Annotated in this window: 17 protein-coding genes; 11 read left to right on the top strand and 6 right to left on the bottom strand. The window is 67.9% G+C overall.

Translation table 11 applies throughout. From position 1 onward, the window contains the following. Positions 1–40: 40 nt before the first annotated feature. Positions 41–2,482 (top strand): prolyl oligopeptidase family serine peptidase, encoded by a 2,442-nt coding sequence (locus ACQY9P_RS17080; protein WP_421738019.1) that lies wholly within the window; start codon positions 41–43, stop codon positions 2,480–2,482. On the opposite strand, the gene ACQY9P_RS17075 is transcribed toward ACQY9P_RS17080, so the two are convergent. The 3 genes from ACQY9P_RS17075 to ACQY9P_RS17065 form a co-directional block, all read right to left on the bottom strand. After that, the gene (locus ACQY9P_RS17075; RefSeq protein ID WP_421738020.1) at positions 2,435–4,213 is read right to left on the bottom strand and encodes an asparagine synthase-related protein; all 1,779 of its coding nucleotides are present in this window, start codon (positions 4,211–4,213) and stop codon (positions 2,435–2,437) included. The two genes, ACQY9P_RS17080 and ACQY9P_RS17075, sit on opposite strands and share 48 nt — an antisense overlap. Positions 4,214–4,216: 3 nt before the next feature. Then, complete coding sequence (locus tag ACQY9P_RS17070) at positions 4,217–4,858, bottom strand: lasso peptide biosynthesis B2 protein (RefSeq protein WP_421738021.1); 642 nt, start codon at positions 4,856–4,858, stop codon at positions 4,217–4,219. A gap of 456 nt (positions 4,859–5,314) precedes the next feature. After that, positions 5,315–5,974, bottom strand: a complete 660-nt coding sequence (locus tag ACQY9P_RS17065) for a GntR family transcriptional regulator (RefSeq protein WP_421738022.1) — start codon at positions 5,972–5,974, stop codon at positions 5,315–5,317. Positions 5,975–6,305: 331 nt separating this feature from the next. Between ACQY9P_RS17065 and ACQY9P_RS17060 the strand changes: the two genes are divergently transcribed. Continuing rightward, positions 6,306–6,785, top strand: coding sequence for a helix-turn-helix domain-containing protein (locus tag ACQY9P_RS17060; protein WP_421738023.1), 480 nt, complete (start codon positions 6,306–6,308; stop codon positions 6,783–6,785). Here the strand turns inward: ACQY9P_RS17060 and ACQY9P_RS17055 are convergent. Continuing rightward, entirely contained in the window at positions 6,679–7,107 is a 429-nt protein-coding gene (locus tag ACQY9P_RS17055) for a transcriptional regulator domain-containing protein (RefSeq protein WP_421738024.1), read from the bottom strand. The genes ACQY9P_RS17060 and ACQY9P_RS17055 overlap by 107 nt on opposite strands. A gap of 223 nt (positions 7,108–7,330) precedes the next feature. Beyond that, complete coding sequence (locus ACQY9P_RS17050) at positions 7,331–8,152, bottom strand: DUF2285 domain-containing protein (protein ID WP_421738025.1); 822 nt, start codon at positions 8,150–8,152, stop codon at positions 7,331–7,333. 185 nt (positions 8,153–8,337) lie between these two features. On the opposite strand from ACQY9P_RS17050, the gene ACQY9P_RS17045 reads away from it, so the two are divergent. The 9 genes from ACQY9P_RS17045 to ACQY9P_RS17005 all read left to right on the top strand — a co-directional run bounded on the left by ACQY9P_RS17045 (position 8,338) and on the right by ACQY9P_RS17005 (position 15,644). Then, positions 8,338–8,625 (top strand): DNA -binding domain-containing protein, encoded by a 288-nt coding sequence (locus ACQY9P_RS17045; protein WP_421738026.1) that lies wholly within the window; start codon positions 8,338–8,340, stop codon positions 8,623–8,625. Between the two features lie 212 nt (positions 8,626–8,837). After that, positions 8,838–9,098, top strand: a complete 261-nt coding sequence (locus ACQY9P_RS17040) for a helix-turn-helix domain-containing protein (RefSeq protein WP_421738027.1) — start codon at positions 8,838–8,840, stop codon at positions 9,096–9,098. 543 nt (positions 9,099–9,641) lie between these two features. Continuing rightward, positions 9,642–10,298 (top strand): hypothetical protein, encoded by a 657-nt coding sequence (locus tag ACQY9P_RS17035; RefSeq protein ID WP_421738028.1) that lies wholly within the window; start codon positions 9,642–9,644, stop codon positions 10,296–10,298. A 179-nt stretch (positions 10,299–10,477) separates the two neighbouring features. Next, entirely contained in the window at positions 10,478–11,077 is a 600-nt protein-coding gene (locus tag ACQY9P_RS17030) for an HdeD family acid-resistance protein (protein ID WP_428150564.1), read from the top strand. A 379-nt stretch (positions 11,078–11,456) separates the two neighbouring features. Beyond that, entirely contained in the window at positions 11,457–12,545 is a 1,089-nt protein-coding gene (locus tag ACQY9P_RS17025; protein ID WP_421738030.1) for a patatin-like phospholipase family protein, read from the top strand. 193 nt (positions 12,546–12,738) lie between these two features. Further along, the gene (locus tag ACQY9P_RS17020; RefSeq protein ID WP_421738031.1) at positions 12,739–13,335 is read left to right on the top strand and encodes a sigma-70 family RNA polymerase sigma factor; all 597 of its coding nucleotides are present in this window, start codon (positions 12,739–12,741) and stop codon (positions 13,333–13,335) included. Positions 13,336–13,755: 420 nt separating this feature from the next. Further along, positions 13,756–14,217, top strand: coding sequence for a CsbD family protein (locus tag ACQY9P_RS17015; RefSeq protein WP_421738032.1), 462 nt, complete (start codon positions 13,756–13,758; stop codon positions 14,215–14,217). A 204-nt stretch (positions 14,218–14,421) separates the two neighbouring features. Then, on the top strand, positions 14,422–14,814 hold the full coding sequence (locus tag ACQY9P_RS17010; RefSeq protein ID WP_421738033.1) for a hypothetical protein: 393 nt from the start codon (positions 14,422–14,424) through the stop codon (positions 14,812–14,814). Positions 14,815–14,888: 74 nt separating this feature from the next. Next, on the top strand, positions 14,889–15,644 hold the full coding sequence (locus ACQY9P_RS17005) for an SDR family NAD(P)-dependent oxidoreductase (protein ID WP_421738034.1): 756 nt from the start codon (positions 14,889–14,891) through the stop codon (positions 15,642–15,644). 102 nt (positions 15,645–15,746) lie between these two features. Here the strand turns inward: ACQY9P_RS17005 and ACQY9P_RS17000 are convergent, their stop codons facing one another. After that, entirely contained in the window at positions 15,747–16,811 is a 1,065-nt protein-coding gene (locus tag ACQY9P_RS17000; protein ID WP_421738035.1) for an AI-2E family transporter, read from the bottom strand. Positions 16,812–17,051 lie beyond the last annotated feature (240 nt).

Below are 17,051 nucleotides of genomic sequence, written 5' to 3'. Positions count from 1 at the left end.
AGCCCCCTCCCCACACCCTTTCTGCCTGGAGACCATACCCATGCGACGCTTCGCGGCGCTCGCGGTCGGCTGCGCGCTGATCGCCCCCCTCGCCCCGCCTCTCACGGCCTGGGCCGCCCCCTACACCGTCGACCGGCTGCTGGCGGTCGAGCAGCTGGTCTCGGCCCGTCTCGATCCGAGCCGACGCTGGCTGGTGGTTCAGCGGACCGCGCGCTGGGACCACGCCCCGCGCTACGACCTGGATTTCAACACCAAGCTGGGCTTGGGGCGGATCCAGGTCTTCGACGTCGCCCAGGGCGGGATCGAACAGAAACTCGATCTGCCGGCAGGTCCTGGCTACGTCGCGCTGGGGGTTTCGCCGGGCGGACGGCGGTTGGCCGTGGCGCGGCTGACGGGCCATGCCTACGAGTTGGGCGTGGTCGAACTGGAAAGCGGCCAGGCGCGCTGGCTGGGCCTCAGCCCCCGTCAGGAGGTCTGGGGGCCCAGCGTGGTCTGGCGCTCGGACGATGAGCTGCTGGTGGCGGCGCGGCCAGCGGACTTTCCCGACCCGATCATGGGCTTTGGCTTCTTTGGCTATCAAAGGCTGATCCAGCAGTGGGCGGCCACCGCCAAGGGAGACACCGGCGCCAGCATACTGGGCAGCGGCCAGTATCGCGGCCTTCGCCCCCAGGCGCCGGTCGTCGGCCTGGTCCAGGTCCAGCTGAAGACCGGCCAGCAGCGCATTCTGACGCCGGGAAATGTCCGCGACCTCAGCCTCTCACCGGACGGACGCACGGCGGCGGCGATCGTCGAGGGGGAGGATATCCAATACCCGCTGGCGGAGCCGACGACGCCGGCCTCCGAGGCCACGATCAAGCATCTGGTCATGGTCGATCTCGACAGCGGGAAAACGACGACGCCCTGCCCTGACTGCGATCTGATGGCCCGCTTCCTGGCCTGGTCCGACGACGGCCGCGACCTGCTGGTCTATGCCCGCCAGGGCGAGGTCGGTTTCTCGCGTGGGCGCTTCTGGCGCATGCCGACGGCCGGTCCCGGCGCGCCCCTGGACCTGGGCGATCTAAGGCCCGCGTTCGGCGAGACCTACGACACCGCCGGCCTGCCGCTCGGCGGCTGGCTGGACGGCGCGCCGGTGGTCTATGCCCGCCCGGCGGCCGGCGGCCGGGCCGACTACTGGCGCCTGGACGGCGACCATCGCATCAATCTGACGGCCCGCCTGCCGGCCGAAAGCCGGGCGATCGGCACGGACGCCCATGTCTGGGCCGTGGCGGCCGGAGGACAGGTCTGGCGGGTGACGACCAAGTCCGCCCAATCCTGGGGCCTGGCCCAGGGCGCCGTGCGCGCCTTCGGTCCGTCGACGCCAGGGTTCCGGGGCGAGCAGAACGTCGTGGCCGCCCTGAAGGACCTGGCCCTGGCCGATCCGGCGGTCCGTCCCGCCTTGCCCTGGCCCGGCCAGCGCCTCCCCGCCCCGCTCGCCGAAATCCGCATCACCGACGTCGCCCCGCGGGCCCGGGTCGAGGTCGCCCAAGACCGCCATGGCGTGGAGACCGTGCGGCTCGTCACGCCCGGCGAAGCGCCCAAGGTGCTGCTCACGGTCAACGCACCCCTGGCCGACGTCGACTTCGCGCCGCCGGTCGCCGTCCATCACCAGGGGCCGGGCGGCAAGGATCTGACCAGCTGGCTCTATCTGCCGCCGGACCTGCCGGCCGGCGGGCGGCCGCCGGTGGTGGTCCTGCCCTATCCGGGCGCGGCCTCGGCCAGCCCGCCGCGCGCCCAGGGACCTGGCGTGTTCAGTCCGACGGTCAACGCCCAGATCCTGGCCGCGCGCGGCTACGCCGCCATCGTCCCGGCCATGCCCTATCTGTCGGGCCGTGAGCCGATCGAAGGCCTAGCCGACCAGATGCTGGCCCCGGTTGACGCCGCCGCCGCCCAGGGCCTGGTCGATCCCGGCCGCGTGGCGATCTGGGGCCACAGCTATGGCGGCTATGGGGTGATCGCCGCGGCGACCCAGAGCACCCGGTTCAAGGCGGTGATCGCCACTGCCCCGACCGTCAATCTGGCCAGCGCCTATGGGCGGCTGGGTCCGGTGGTCTACGCCGTTCCCGAGGACGGGCTGACGATCTTGGCCTCGACCGGCTGGCAGGAAAGCGGTCAGGCGCGGATGGGCGTGCCGCCCTGGAAGGACCCGCAGCTCTACCTGCGCAACAGCCCGATCACCTTCGTCGACAGGATCACCGCGCCGGTGGCGATCTTTCACGGCGACAACGACAAGGGCCTGGACCAGTCGGCCGCCCTGTTCGGCGCCCTCTATCGCCAGAACAAGGATGCGGTCTTCGTGACCTATCGCGGCGAGGGCCACGTCTTCTATTCGCCCGGCAATATCCGCGACTATATCCAGCGGGTCTTCGACCTGCTCGATCGCACGGTGGGCGAAAACTCAGGAAGCCCTCGCCTGCCGCGCGCCGGCGCCGGAAAGGGCGGCTAGACGGTCGCTCCAGCACCGAGCCCAGGCCTCCAGGGCAAGGATCACGAACACTTCCGAGGAAATGTTGGTCCAGACCAGGCGCTCGGGGCTCAAGGCGGCGTCGAGCCGCGCGCGATCAAGCAGGCCCGCCGCCGCCAGTCGCCCGTCGAGCAGATAGGGCCGCAAAGCCTGCAAGCTGTCGCGCAGGCTCTGCGCGAAATAGGTCGTCAGGTCGCCCTTGCCGCGCCGGTTGCGCACCAGGGGCGGCAGGCGGTGGGCGAAGGCGGCGCGGGCGAACGGCCGGTCGTTGTCGCCGACCGCCAGCCGCCCGGCCGCCACCGATAGGCAGAACTCGACGACCGGCTGGCTAATCAGCGGGTCGATGACGTCGCCGGCCCGGTGCCGCTGGCTCTCGCCGAACGAACTGAGGCCGTTGACTAGCGCCAGGACCTGCAGCTGCTTGGCCGGATCCAGGACCCGGGCCTCCTCCAGCCAGGGATGCCGCGCCGGCGGCGGCGCGGCGGCGGCGTCCGACAGAAAGGCCCGGACGCCGAGACCGCCGGTCAGGTCCTTGGCCGACAGCCCGCGTCGCAGCAGGTCCCAAACCGTCGTGGCGTTGCGCCGGGCCAGCCACGACAGGCCGCGCCGCCGCCCGCCCATGGAGGCGCCGCGCAGAACGTCGCGAACCAGAGCCGGATGGGCCATCTGATAGAGCATCCCGTCTCCGCCCCGGCCGGTGAACATCGCGTCCATGCCCGGCGCCGCCAGACGCGCGGCCAGGTCGGCGTCATGGTCGGGATCGCCGCCGACATAGTTGGGACGCGGCCCGCCGGCGGCCCCGGCCAGCTTCTCCGGGGTGACGATCAGCCTCTGGCGATCGACCACCTCAAGCGGCACGCCGATCTGATCGGCCACCGCCCGCGCATAGAGACGCTCGTCGCTCTCGTCCCTCGGAAAGCCGTGGTTGACGCCATAGACCAGGGGCGCGCCGACCTGCGTCAGGCTGGCGGCGACAATGGCCGAGTCCAGTCCGCCGGAGATTTCACAAAAGACGCTCTGGCGCCCCAGCGCCCAGGCGGCGACCACGCCATCAATGAGGTGGCGCAGTTCGCCAGGGTCGGCGTTGCGCCTGGTCCGACGCGCGAAACGCGACGGCGACCAAAGGCGCGGCCCCACGCCGTCTGGGCCCGCCAGAACGCCGGGCGGATAGCTGGTCACCCCGACCAGCGGGCAGATCAAGCTGGCGAGATTCTTCTGGCGCAGGATGGCGGCCAGGCCGTCCCAATCAATGGCCAGGGTCTGCGGCCACAGGGCCGGCAGTTCGGGCAGGCGCGAGGCGACGAAGCGCAAGTTGCCCCGCCGCCAGCCGATCGCATCCATCACGCCCAGCGGATCGCGCAACACGCGCGCCGATCCTTGATCGTCGCCCAGGATCGCGACGTAGCGGCCGAAGGCCCGGTCGACCAGACGATCGGCGATCTCTCGCGGGTCGCCGCCGACGCCCAGCAGCTCGAAGTCGCGCCCCAGACCCTGGCGGGCGGCGTCGGCGTCGAAGACATCGCCGATCAGGCCGCCGGCGATGTTGGGCAGGTGCCGGTAGGACGGCGGCCGCTCCGCCTCCAGAAAGATCGAGAAGCGGCGACGCTCGGTGACCTTGGTCCAGGCGCCGGTCTCCAGGACCAGAGCTTCGGCGGCGCGCCAAGCGGATGGATCGGCGCCGGCGTCGACTTCGATGACCAGATAGTCGCGCATGGTTCAAACCACCAGGATGGGCGTGAAGCCGGCGACGTGGTCTGGCCGGTCGTCGAGCACCACCGTCCCGGCCTGCAGCCAGCAATGGGCCTCGAACGGCCAGGTGCGCACCCCGAACACCCACGCGGCGTGATGGCCTCGTCGCTCGAGATAGAGGCGCTGTTGCAGGCTGCGCATCAGGCAAAGGCCCGCCCGGGGCAGCCACGGCGACAGACGATCAAACCGCCCGGCCTCGGCCAGGAGGCTGGCGTCCGGCGGCTCGAAGGCGCTCGGCGCCGACGGCCCGGCCAGGGCCAGGACCTCGCGAAAGGGAAGCTTGGCGATCGCCCGGGCGGCGCGGAGGTTGGCGGTCGCCGCGTCGAGAAAGGCCCCAGGCGTGACGGCCTTGGTCTCACCCTCCAGACCGCGCGTGACAGCGGGTGGGCGGCGATCGACCGCGCTGGACGGCGCGGCCGTCAGAAGTCCCGCAGCGAGCAGGTCTTCAGCAATCTGCGGCGGCCTGGCCTGAACCTGCCGGCCTGGGCCGAGACCAAGATGGTCCCTCGCCCCCACCAGACAGAAATAGGCGTCCGAGGCGATGTCGAGAAAGACGACGTCGGTCTCGACCTGCGCGGCGTGAACCTGCTCCCCAAGCCAAATCTTCATCGCCTCGCTCCTTGGCCCAGGCCTCATTGCCGATGATCGGGCCGGACATCGCTGGGACGTCCGGCCTTTCGGCTCAGCCCCAGCAGTCGGTGATGTCGACGCCTTCCTGCAGGCCGGACGGCTGTTGGGCCTGGGTCAGGGCCTTGGCGGAGCCGAGGGTCAGGAGGCGGAATTGGAAGATCTTGGTCATGGGACGAAGTCCTTGATGGAGGGAGGTGAAGGACGACGCCGCCGGCGTCACCGACGCCGACGGCGCGCGGCCTGGCGGATCAGACGTAGCGGTCGCTGATGTCGCTGGCTTCCTGCTTGCCGAACGGCAGGCCGGCCTGGGTCAGGGTCTTGGCCGAGCCGAAGCGCAGCAGGCGGAACGCGGTGTTGATCGGGGTCATGACAGGCTCCTTGTAGAGATCGCCGCCAATCGCGGCCTCTCAAGGGGGCGCCCCGGATGTTCGATATTCAAACCATATCCGTTCGATATTTTTCACCCAGGGCGAGGCTGGAGATCGCCCCGGCCGCGGCGATGCGTCGGCGGTGATAGGCCTTGGCGCCCAGGAGCAAAGCCCGAGGTTCCTGGGCTTCGAACGCGGCGATCAGGCCCAAGGCCTCGGCGTCCAGATCGGAAAACACCTGGGCCTCAAGCGGCTGATACGACGCTAAGCGCTCGGTGGCCGCTTGGTAGGCCTGGGCCAGGATCAGATCCCCCGCCGCCAGAACCAGTTCGAAGAACAGGGTCGTCACGAGATCGGCGGGTGTCTGGCCGACCGCCGCGAGCGCGTCGCCCAGGGACAGCACCGGGCGCTCGGGAAAGGTTCGCCGCCTGGCGCGCCGCCCGGCGTCGGGAGCCATCGCGGTTTCCAGGAGAAGGGCGCGCAGAGCGTAGAGCTCCGCCAGGGTCGCCCCGTCCAGATGCGGCCGCGTGTAGACCGGGCCGCGCTTCTCGACGAGGTGTTCGCCGGCCAGACGCGACAGGACCTCTCGCACCGGGGTCGTGGACAGGCGCAGCTCCGAGGCGACCAGCTGGATCGGCAGGGCGTCGCCGGGCGCGTCGATCCCTTGCCGAAGCCGGCGTCGTAGGGCGCCCAGGGCCAGGGCGAAGGCGTCGCGTTTCGGAGGCAAGGCACGGACTCGAACGAGGAAGGCGCCACTATCACCTGACGTTGCGCCCCCGCCGCCCAGGCATCGCGCTTCGTCCGTCATCGGATTGGTATTCGCCGGCTTTCCGCCTTCGAACGCCAACTTGCAGACGCCGCAAACCGTTACGCGGCATGGCCCGCGCCAAAAGTCGGGAAACCGTTCCCGTATCGTGGCGCGCCTCACGGGGGGGCCTCTGCGGCTAGCCGCGCGAAACGGTCCCCAACGGGTACTTTTTCCAACGACACGCAGGGTTGTGCTTTGACGTGATGTTCGCTTTGTCGCCTGATAGACTCAGCAAGTGCCGAGTAACGCTTTGGTCAAACGCGCATCCGAGGAGCTGAGACGCCAGGGCCAGCTCCTGTCCCAAATCCTGAAGAAACTTCGCGAGCTGCGGCGCCTGTCGGCGCGGCAGGTCGCCGACGCCATGGGCCTGCCGCTGCGCACCTACTACAACTTCGAGTCCGGGTCCGGCGCCCTGGATATCGCCAGGATCTTCCGGTTCGGCGACGCCACGAGCACCGACCCGGTCAGCATCCTGGAGGCCCTGATGCTCGGCTCGGTGGACCACGCCCTGCGCTGCGCCGAAAACCAGGCCGCCTCGATCAAGCTGGCCGCCTTCCGTCGGTTCGAACAGAAGGTCGGCGACAGCATGATCAACATCCAGCCGCAGTTCTTCATCGAGGCCTTCACGCGGGCCTATGACAGCCTAGAAGAACACAAGGACAAGACCGACCGCGGCGCCGAGCGCTGGCTGGCGGAGAACATGCCCAAGGTCCCGCCGGACGACCCGTAGGGCGAGTTTCCTGGGCGCTGTGTTCCGGCGCGCGCGCCTCCCGGTCCGCGCCGTCCCGATCGCACGGGTCGGCGGACCAGATCGCCTCGGCGTCGATGTCTCTCAGGTCCGGGTCGAGCGGCGCGCGCAGGCCCCAGCGTTCGGCCAGGCCGATCCGGGCGCCAGCCCGCCAGCGACGGTAGTCGGCCCGGTACTCCGGATTGCGGCGCAGGAACTCCCAGGCCAGCGCCGCCTGGCGCGGGTCGATCGCATCCGGCGGCGCCGGGGCGCGCGGCAAGGCGGGCGGGTCGGGGCGGCAACGAGCGACGCGGGACTGGGCCATGGCTCCATTGAGCGCCTGATGACGTCGGGCTGGAATTGGCGTCGCCTTTCCAGACCAGCCCAGATCACGATTTTCTTGGCGCGGACGGGGGCAACGCCATAGTCCGGGAGAGCCCAACCGAATTTTGGCACGGCATTCCCGAAAGCTGGCGCAAGTCGTGCCGCGATTGAAGTGGCGAAGAAGATGTCCCCAGGAAAGTGACGACGCAAAGAAGCCGTCGCGGCTACGTCCCCAGCCATCGGGGCGAGCGCCAAACCTCGACCACGCGGGACGGTTCCAGCCCCGTGCGGCGCAGGCCAAACAGCGCCCGGTAGCCACCGGACACCGTCCGTTCCGCCGCCCGCACCAGACGCTGAACGCGCATGCGCATGTAGTCCGAGCCGGGTCCCCAATCCTCACGAACCCGGGCCTCCCCGAACAGGGACACGGCGATGTCGCGGTGGCTGGCGCCGTCGCGGCGCGCGTCATGGGCCCGCAGGATTTGCAGCCAGCGGGGGGCCTTGCCCGGCGCCGGCGCGCCCCCCGGCTCCAGGCGCCCGGTGTCGCGCAAAGCGACCAGCCGGCGCAGGCCGTCAAGCGATCCGACACCCAGGGCCAAGGCCGGCAAATGAAAGCGAAAGGCCGACGGACCGGCCAGAACATCGCCCTGGACCACCGCCAAACGCAGGCGGCGCGCGCCGTCGCTGACCAGGACGTGCTGGTCGCCGTCGGCCGTGCGCACCACCAAGGTCGCGACGTCCAGACCCTTGAGGTTGATGGCGTCCGGGTCGTGCGCGCCGGCCGGCTCGACACTGAAGACCGGCGCCGAGCCGTCCGCCTGCCACCGCCACAGGGCGATGGGCAGGGGATCGCCGGGCGGCCCGTCGCCGACAAAGCACAGCTCAGGCGCCCTGCCCGCTTGCGGCGCGAGCGCGGCCGCGCCGCCGGACTGTTCAAACCCGCGCCGCGCGAACTCCCAGGCCCAGACCGCCAGTTCGGCGCCCAGGAGCCCCTCGTAGGTTTGCGCGTCTCTCCAGTCAGGCGCGCAGGCTTGGACATCGTCCATGTCGGCCGCTCGTCGTTCTCACGGGAAAAGTTTTTCTCACGGCGCGCGGCCTGTCGAGCCTTGGCCGCCCGGCAAGCGCCCGTGTGAAGTTTGCCATGGACGCCGTCGGCGGCTTGAGACTAGGGCCTTAGAGGACGCGCCTGATAGGCTGACGCGCCGTCGCACCCGTACGCAGAGGCTTTAGGTTGACGTCCCAGCTCGAACATCCCGTGGCCGACGAGGCGCCGTTGTCGGAGACGCTCACCGACTACGACAAGCGTCACTTGGTGACCTATCTGCGGCTGCTTGACGCCGACCAGGACGGCGCCGACTGGCGCGAGGCGACACGGCTGGTCCTGGGACGCGATCCCGAGACGGCGCCGGATCTTTGCCATCGGTGCTGGGAAAGCCACCTGGCCCGCGCCCGATGGATGACCCAGACCGGATACCGCGACCTGCTAGCCTCCGGCGCGGCTGACGGCGGCCCCGGCTGAGGGCGACAAGCCAGGGCCTCGCGCTCGTCTTCGCGGGGGAGCGAGGGCTTTCCTCGCCCAGGCCCCGGCCAAGCACGCTTTGGCCGCGTTGCGGCCGCGCGCCTCTTGCCACGATCGGCGCAAACCCCAAGCTTCGGACCTGACCGACGGTCGGCGCCGCGGAAGAAAAGCGCCTGGCCGGCGGCGGGACGCCCTAACGCGGAAGCAGGCAAATGGCCGATGCGAAGTACCTGGCCACCGACGAGGTCGCCGAACGCTACCGAAACCTGGTCTCGGTCGGCACCCTGGAGAACTGGCGCGCGCAACGCATCGGTCCGCCGTTCGTGAAGATCGGCAAGGCGGTGCTCTATCCCGTGGAGGAACTGGACGCTTGGGATCGCCGGAGTCTGGTCAGCTGCGACGACGCCAAGATCATTGGTCGTCGGCGAGACAGAAGCAACGATGGCCTGCAGGAACACCGCCCCTTCCGCTAGCGCGCGGCCCGCTCTCTCCCCTCCGGCGTCACAAGGCGCTTTTCGGCCTCGTCGATGTTTGGTCAAGCGAGCGCGGCGCCTGGAGCCGCTCGCGCCCGCGATCGTCACCCGCATGGGCCAAGACCGCGAAGCGGGCTTGGCGGCGTCCGGCCAAGCCGGCGCCGTAGAGCGCGGTCGCCCGCGCGGCGCCCGAGGTGCCCGCCCCAACCGATCCAAGATCCAAGATCCAAGATCCAAGATCCAAGATCCAAGATCCAAGATCCAAGATCCAACAAAGCGCGTGCGGATCGCTTCTGGGCGGTCCAAGCGCCATGCTCAAAACCCAGACCTTGTTCACACCCTGGGTGAGCGCCTCGCCGGTATCCGCGGCGGCAAATCACGCTTGTTAAATGGTGGGGAGTCCCCCCACCCGAGCCGTTGCGCGCAGTCACCCGGTTTGAAACTCAGGCACGCCCCCGGGCTCAAGCTCCGCCTCAGCCTGATCCCGCGCGATCGCGCCTGACCCTGTGATCTGCGCGCCCCTCTTGCGCGGCCGGTTGACGGGTGCAGTACGATAGTCCCCTGAACACCGATCCACTGGAGCCTCCGGATCAGGCTACTGACCGAAACGGGGTACGCCCCCCTTCGCCAGAGCAGTCGGGAAACCCGCCTGACTATCTCCAACGGCTTCCTGGGCGTGCGGGGCGTGCGCGCCTTGACGCGCGGCGAGGGGCGCATCGGCCGGGCCGCACCTATGTCGCGGGCCTCTTCGACACCGCATCACCGCCCCACTCGGTATCGGCGCGCGCGCCGGGTCCCGACTGGTTGCGTATTCGCCTTGCGACATCGTCGGGGCCCATCGCCCACGACCCCGATGAGATCTCCGACCATCGGATGATCCTGCACCTGCGGCGGGGGCTCGTCTCGACGGAGTGCCGATACGTCGAGGCCGACGAACTTCGCCTCGGTGTGCGGTCGCTGCGCCTGGTGTCCCTCAGCCAGCGCCATGTCGGACTTCAGACGCTGCGGCTGCGGGTCGACAGCGGCGCGACCGACATGGTGCTGGAGGCCGGCTTCGAAGGCCTCGATCTGGGGCTGATCTCCACGGCGCGAGAACAAGACCTGGCCGTCTTGCGCACCCGGCATTCGGCCAAAGGCCTGGCGGTCGCGTTGACCATCGACGGATGCGAGGTTGAAGGGCAAGCGACAGCGTCGAAGTGATCAAATAACTTCCCTATTGATTACCGTTATCATAGAAGGCAGATAGCTCGTTAGCGATCCAGACGCTCGATGTCGTTAATGGCCAGCGACCCAAGATCGAGCTCTAGCCTCGCAGGCGCCTTTGTCGCCAAGGGCCCGCAATGCCGAGCGGCAGGACCTTGCCGAGGGAAGCGAGTTCGTTGTCCCGCTTTTTGGAGACCCTGCACATGCCGCCGACCTTAGACCATCCTGTGATCGCCCCGCCCCTGAAGTTGGCGGTGCGTCAGACTTGGTGGCCGATCCTCCTGCGGGGCGTCGCCGCGATCCTATTCGGCGTGATGACCTTCACCTGGCCGGGCATCTCGTTGTTTGTGCTTGTCGCCGCCTACGCGGCCTACGCGATCTTCGACGGGGTCTTGTGTCTGATCGCCGCCCTTCGGGGCGGCGCCCGCCGGTCGACTTGGTGGCTCGGCGGCGCGGGTCTGGTCAATATTCTGGCGGGCGCCGCGGCCCTGCTGTGGCCGGACGTCACTACGGTCGCGATCGTCATCCTGATCGGGATCTGGGCAATCGTCCGCGGGGTACTGGAGATCATCGGCGCGGTTTCGCTGCGCAGGGTCATCCACAATGAATGGCTTCTGGCTACGGCCGGCGTCCTGTCTATCGTCCTGGGGATTGGCATGATCCTGATTCCGGGCCTTGGAGCTTTGGCCATTCTTGGCGCTATCGGCACATACGCCTTGGTGTTTGGCTTCGCCTTGGTGGCGCTCGGGATCCGGCTGCGCGCCATCGCCAAATAGGCGCGAGCGCTCGACGGCTTGATGGGGAACCGGGCGATCACCCGCCAGCGCGCGGTGCGGTAAGGCATCGCCCCTTCGTCGCGCCGTGGCTCAGCGGGCTAAAACGTCATATCGCTGGCGCCCCCGCCCCGGCGTGCAGACGTCTCCGGCCAGCGCAGATTTCGCTTCGAGGCGCGCGGTCAAGTTCGGCCTCGTCACATCCAAAGGCGTTGGCGACAATCAAATTGCCTCCAACGCCATTGCAACGAGGTAAGTGATGAAATGGACATCGACTTGGCTCGCCCTAACGCTGGCGACGGTGTCGCTGGGGTTGGCGGCCTGCGGAACGATCTCTCGACCGGAAGATGGCGTCCTGCGGGCGCCGGTCCCGCTGAGGGCGGTGGCCGATCCGCGCATCAACGCCAGGGACGGCGTGCGTCTGCGGGCTCTGGAGGGCGAGATTTCCGGCCGGATGTCGGCCTCTGGAGACGCGTCGATCCTGTCGATTTCGGGAGGCGGCGCCAACGGGGCCTACGGCGCGGGCGTCATCGTTGGCTGGACGAAGACAGGCGATCGACCCTCATTTCCCATTGTCACCGGTGTGAGCACGGGCGCATTGACGGCGCCCTTCGCCTTCCTGGGCCCTGAATGGGACGACGAACTCGCAGCAGCCTATGCTGGCGGACAAGCGCATCAGCTCCTGAACTGGCGGCGCTTGGCCGCGCTGGTGGCGCCCAGCATCTACAGCCCGACCACCCTGCGCGACTTGATCCAGCACAGCGTGACGCCGCAGATGTTGTCGCAGATCGCCGCCGAGCACGCAAAGGGACGGCGTTTGCTGGTGGTCACCACCAATCTCGACACGGAAGAGACCATCATCTGGGACATGGGCCTGATCGCCACTCAAGGCGGCCCCCAGGGTCTTCGCCTTTTTCGCGATGTGCTGCTGGCGTCGGCGAGCATTCCGGGGGTTTTCCCGCCGGTGATCATCGGCGCCCGATCGTCGGACGGCCGCGTGGTCGGCGAGATGCATGTCGACGGCGGCGTCAACACGCCCTTCCTCGCCGTGCCCGAGGGTCTACTGCTGTGGACCGCGCCAAGCTCGTTGGCCGCCGGTAGCGGCCTCTATGTCCTGGTCAACAGCAAGGTCACGCCTGACCGGCAGATCACCCGCGGGCGCTTGCCTGATATTCTCAAGCGCAGCTACGACAGCGGCAGCAAGGCGTCGCTTCGCGCCCACTTGGCCGTCAACGTCGCCTTCGCCAAACGCAACGGCATGGCGATCTACGTGGCGTCGATACCCAGCGACCTGCAGGCCAGCAGCCTCGATTTCAACCAGAACGCCATGCGCGCCTTGTTCGAGGCCGGCCGCAACAGCGGGATGTCCGGGCAAGCTTGGCGCTCGGTCGCCAATCTCGCAGAGCCTTCATCGCCGTCGCCATCGGCGCGGGGACCGTCAGCGACGCCACCCGCCCGCGCCGTCCCCTGACGGCGGCGAAACCGGGGGGTGCGGCCGCCGACACCGGTACGCCCTTTGGTCGCGATATAGGGTCTGGTTTCGGGCCGGATGCCGATAGCGGTCTTCGACCCGTGGAGACGCCGAAGCAGCAGCGGCCATTGTAAACAATCACCAGATCCAATACGAAACCAGATAGTACCGTTAAAGTGAACTGAGGTCGAGAATGGCTGTCGCGTCCGCCCCCGATGAAGCCGCGTTCGACCGCGAGCTTGTCGCTCTTGTTCCCCACCTGCGCGCCTTTGGACGCGCGCTAAGCCATGATCCAGTGCTGGGCGATGACCTGGCGCAGGACACGCTGGCCAAGGCCCTCGCATCGCGCGGCTCCTATACGCCCGGCACCAACATGAGGGGGTGGACCTATATGATCCTTCGCAACCAGTTCTACTCGCTCAAGCGACGGTCTTGGCGCTCGCGGCCGCTGGACCCCGAGGTCGCGGAGCGGACGCTCATCTTCACATCCAATCCCACGGCGCGGCTGGAATTGGACGAACTGCGCAGGGCCTTGAACATGTTAAGTCCCGAGCATCGAGAAGTGCTGATCTTGATTGGCGCGGGCCTGTCCTACGAGGAACTGGTCAAGGTGACCGGCGCGAGACTTGGCGCCATAAAGAGCCGTGTCAGCCGTGCACGTGATCGCTTGGCGCTGGTGTTGGCTCAGGGCGCCATCGACACCGACGGGGAACCCGCGCACACCGCCATGGCCGCCATCTTCCAGGAGGTCGAAGGCTACCTCGCCCCGCGCAGCCCCCGCCGCCTTTGAGGGGCGGCTCGCGACCAACATGGCCGCCCCCGGGCGAGCGGAAGGCGGCGCCGCCGCCTCCGTCGTGATTGTCTTGGCTCTGCCCTGCGCGCTTTCCGTCTCGGCTTCGCCTCGGCGCCCCTCGAATGTCCTTAAGGGAGAATTTGAGCCGCCCAGGCCCCTAAATAACTTCCCTATTCGTTACCGTTATCCTACAAGTTCACCACCTCCCCCCGAGGGCGCCGCAGTCGCCGCCCCGCCGCTTCGCGGCGTGAGCGGTGACTGCGGCGCAGCGACTCGGCGCGCCCTGCCACGCGCCATGATCTTCACGAGCACGGACGGATCATGACCACCGCGTCGCCCGCCGATCGATTTATCCGCGGTCGGCCTTGAAGCTTGACCGGCCCGCAAACGCCCTCACCGCAACTCCAGGAGCACAAAATGGTCAACAAGCATGAGATCGAAGGCCAGTGGAAGATCATCTCGGGCCGCATTCACCAACTCTGGTCGGAGGCTTTCAATGACAAGGAAGGCGCGATCAAGGGCGAGCTCACCGAAATCGCTGGCCTCCTGCAGCGCGAGTTCGGCCTGACGCTCGACGAGGCGAACAAACAACTCGACCGCTGGCGTGCGGATGCTCAACCCCAGGCCCTGATCGAAGCGCAGTGGCTGCGCTTCAACGATGTCCTGCAGGATCGCTGGACCAACCTGCGCGTCCGCTTGCAGGACGGCCGCGCCAAGGCGGAAGATTTGCGCGAAGTGGTTGAGGCGAACGTCGGGGATCTGATCACCGATTTGGAGGCGCGCTACCAAATCAGCAAGGAAGAGGCCGCCGCTCAAGTCCAGGCGTGGCTCGACGATGCGCGCCGCTGGATCGAAGCCAACCGCCCCTCGAAGTCCTGACCCCGATCTGCGCTTCTCTCATCCAGACAGGAAAACCCAGTGTCTCGATTTAGCTTAATCAGCGCTCGCCTTTCGCTGGGCGCGCTTGCTCTCCTCGCCGTCAGCAGCGGGGCGGCGCGGGCCCAGACCCCCTCGCCAGCCGATCTTGCCGCACGCCGGTCGCTCTGCGCCCAGTCGGTGAGCTTGTCAGGCCTGGAAGGCGATATGGACAAGCAGATCAACGAAGCGGTCGAGGAAACCTATGATCGGCTCATCGCCGTGTCGCCTCCGGGCGACGCGGCGGTGACGGCCTATCGAGACGCCCTGTCGGGCGCTCTCCTGGCCGCCAAGGCTCCGATCATCGGCAAGCTGGTCGAAGCCTGCGCCCTGACCTTCACCAAGCTGGAACTGGAAGACATTAATCGCTTCTATGTCAGTTCGTCCGGCAAGGCGTGGCTCGAAAAAGGTCGCGTGATCATGCTGCCGGTGCTCGAAAAGGCGGTGTATGACGTGGCCCCGCAAGTCGCCGCCGACGTGGAGCGGCGGTTTTGCGCCAAGGTCGATTGCACGCCGGCCAAGGCATCGCCGCCATCGCCCCGAAAAGATCGAATACTCTAAGGGCGGGTCGCAAGGGACCATCCGCGCGATCGGAGCTCGAGCCCCGATCGCGCGGATGATCAAGGAGATCAATCATGACGCCCATCCAAGGCCGGTTCGCCGGCAAGACCGTCATTGTCACGGGCGCGGGAGCTGGGATCGGCTGGGCCACCGCCTCCCGGCTTTTGGAGGAAGGGGCGCGCGTCATCGCCAGCGACGTGGCCGAAGGCCGGCTGGCGGCTTTGACGGCCGCCACGTCCTCAAGCGCGCTCGTGACGATCGCCGGAGACATCTCCCGTGAAGAAACCGTGCAGCGCATCCTCGCCGCGTGCGAGGCGCGCGTTGATGGGCTGGCCAATGTCGCCGGCGTCATGGACGGCTTCCTGCCCGCGGCGGAAGTCGATGACGCGACCTGGGAGCGGGTTTTCGCCGTCAATGTCACGGCCGTCATGCGACTGACCCGAGCCGCCCTTCCGGTGATGCTCGTCGCCGGCGGCGGCGCCATCGTCAATGTCGCCTCCGAGGCCTCGCTCCGCGGCTCGGCGGCGGGCGTGGCCTACACCGCGTCCAAACATGCCCTGGTAGGGTTCACCAAGAGCACCGCCTTCATGTACGGGCCCAAGGGGGTGAGGGTAAACGCTATCGCGCCGGGGCCCGTGCGGACCTCGATCAACGGCGCCAGTCGGTCTGACCATGGATGGTCGCGGATCGCTCCGCTTCTGGAGGCCCAAGCGCCGCCCGTGGCGGAGCCAGCCTCGCTGGCCGCCAATATTCTCTGGCTGTTGAGCGACGAGGCCGAAAACATCAATGGCGTCGTCCTGCCTTCGGACGGGGGCTGGGCGGCCGGCTAGACTCTTCGCCATAAGGCAAATTGCTATGTCAGCGCGCGTTCTGCCCCCTGGCCGACGGCGGCGCTTGCGGGCCGTCTGGCCAAGCCGAGCTCACGCCGCGCCCTATGGGACAGTCCGGCTCCCGACTTCCACGGCCAAGGTGTCGCTGATCGGATGACCGTCGTTGGAGATCAGGACGGCGATCCAGCGCAGGCTCTCGAACTGCGCCAACTGCAGCATCAGAGCCAAGGTCAGCGGAATGGCCAGGAAGGCGCCTGGAATGCCCCAAAGAACGCTCCACACCCCGACAGCCAAGAGGCCGATGGTCGGGTCGATATTCTGGCTGGCGGCCTGCATCTTGGGCAGGACGAGATTGCCGACCAGGAATGAGACAGCCTGTATCCCCAGGAAGATGGCGAGCGCCGGCCACACTGTGGGAAACTGCAGCAATGCGAATAGGGCTGGCGCGAGGCTGCCGACGCCTACGCCCAGCACCGGTATGTAGGAGAGCATAAAGAGCGCCAAGGTCCAGAATAGCGCATTGTCCAGGCCCGCCAGCGCCATGATCGCCCCCGAGGCGGCGGCGATCATCAAGCCGGTTACCGTCTGGATCCAGACATAGGTCTCGACACCCTTTACCGTTCGTTCCAACACCGAGGGCATTCCCGTTGGGCGTCGGAAGCTGGCGATGATCTGCATCTTGTTTCGGATCAGATGTCGTGAGGTGAGGATAAAGATCAGGAACAGGACCGTCAGCAGCATCCCCGAAACCGCGCCTTGCAGGCTGCCCAGGACCCTGGCGGCGAGGGACGGCAGATCCAGGCCGGAGGCCAGGCTCGTCAAGCTCACCCCCTCCAGCTTCACCAACTGGCCGGCCCGCTCGAACAGGGCGTTGAGACGAACCGCCAACTGCGGCAGTTGACCGGCCAACTCGGCCGCGCCGCTGACAACGGCGACGACGCCGACCATGAGCAAGCCGGCGACAACCGCGCTGGCCAGCACCATGACCGTCAACCGGCCGGCCGAGGGCCAAGCGCGAACGATCACCCTGACCAAGGCGTTTATCAGGATCGCCAACACGAAAGCCATGGCCAGCGGCCACAACAAGGCCCTGAAGACATAGAGCAGCGCCATGGTCGCCGCTACGCCGGTGACATTGAGGGCGACCGGCAAGGGGGCGACTTTCATGCGTGCTCCAGACGATAAGGCGGCCGGTCGATGCGTGTGCCCGGCCGACGACGGTGGCGATATCCCTCGCTCCTTAAGGGATAAACGGGAGGGCGTCGGGGCCCAAATAACTTCCCTAACCATTACCGTTACCTTACAGGTACGGGAGCGACGTCAGCTAGAAAATTGAGGGCGCCGCCGGGTCGTCATCAACGGATGCAAGGATGGGCGCGCGCCGCTCGCGGTCGCGCTCCAAGGTAA

This window comes from Caulobacter sp., from assembly GCF_965279145.1.
Classification (GTDB): Bacteria; Pseudomonadota; Alphaproteobacteria; order Caulobacterales; family Caulobacteraceae; genus Caulobacter.
Note: the sequence above shows the minus strand (reverse complement) of the source record. Positions and strands in the feature narration are given on the sequence as shown.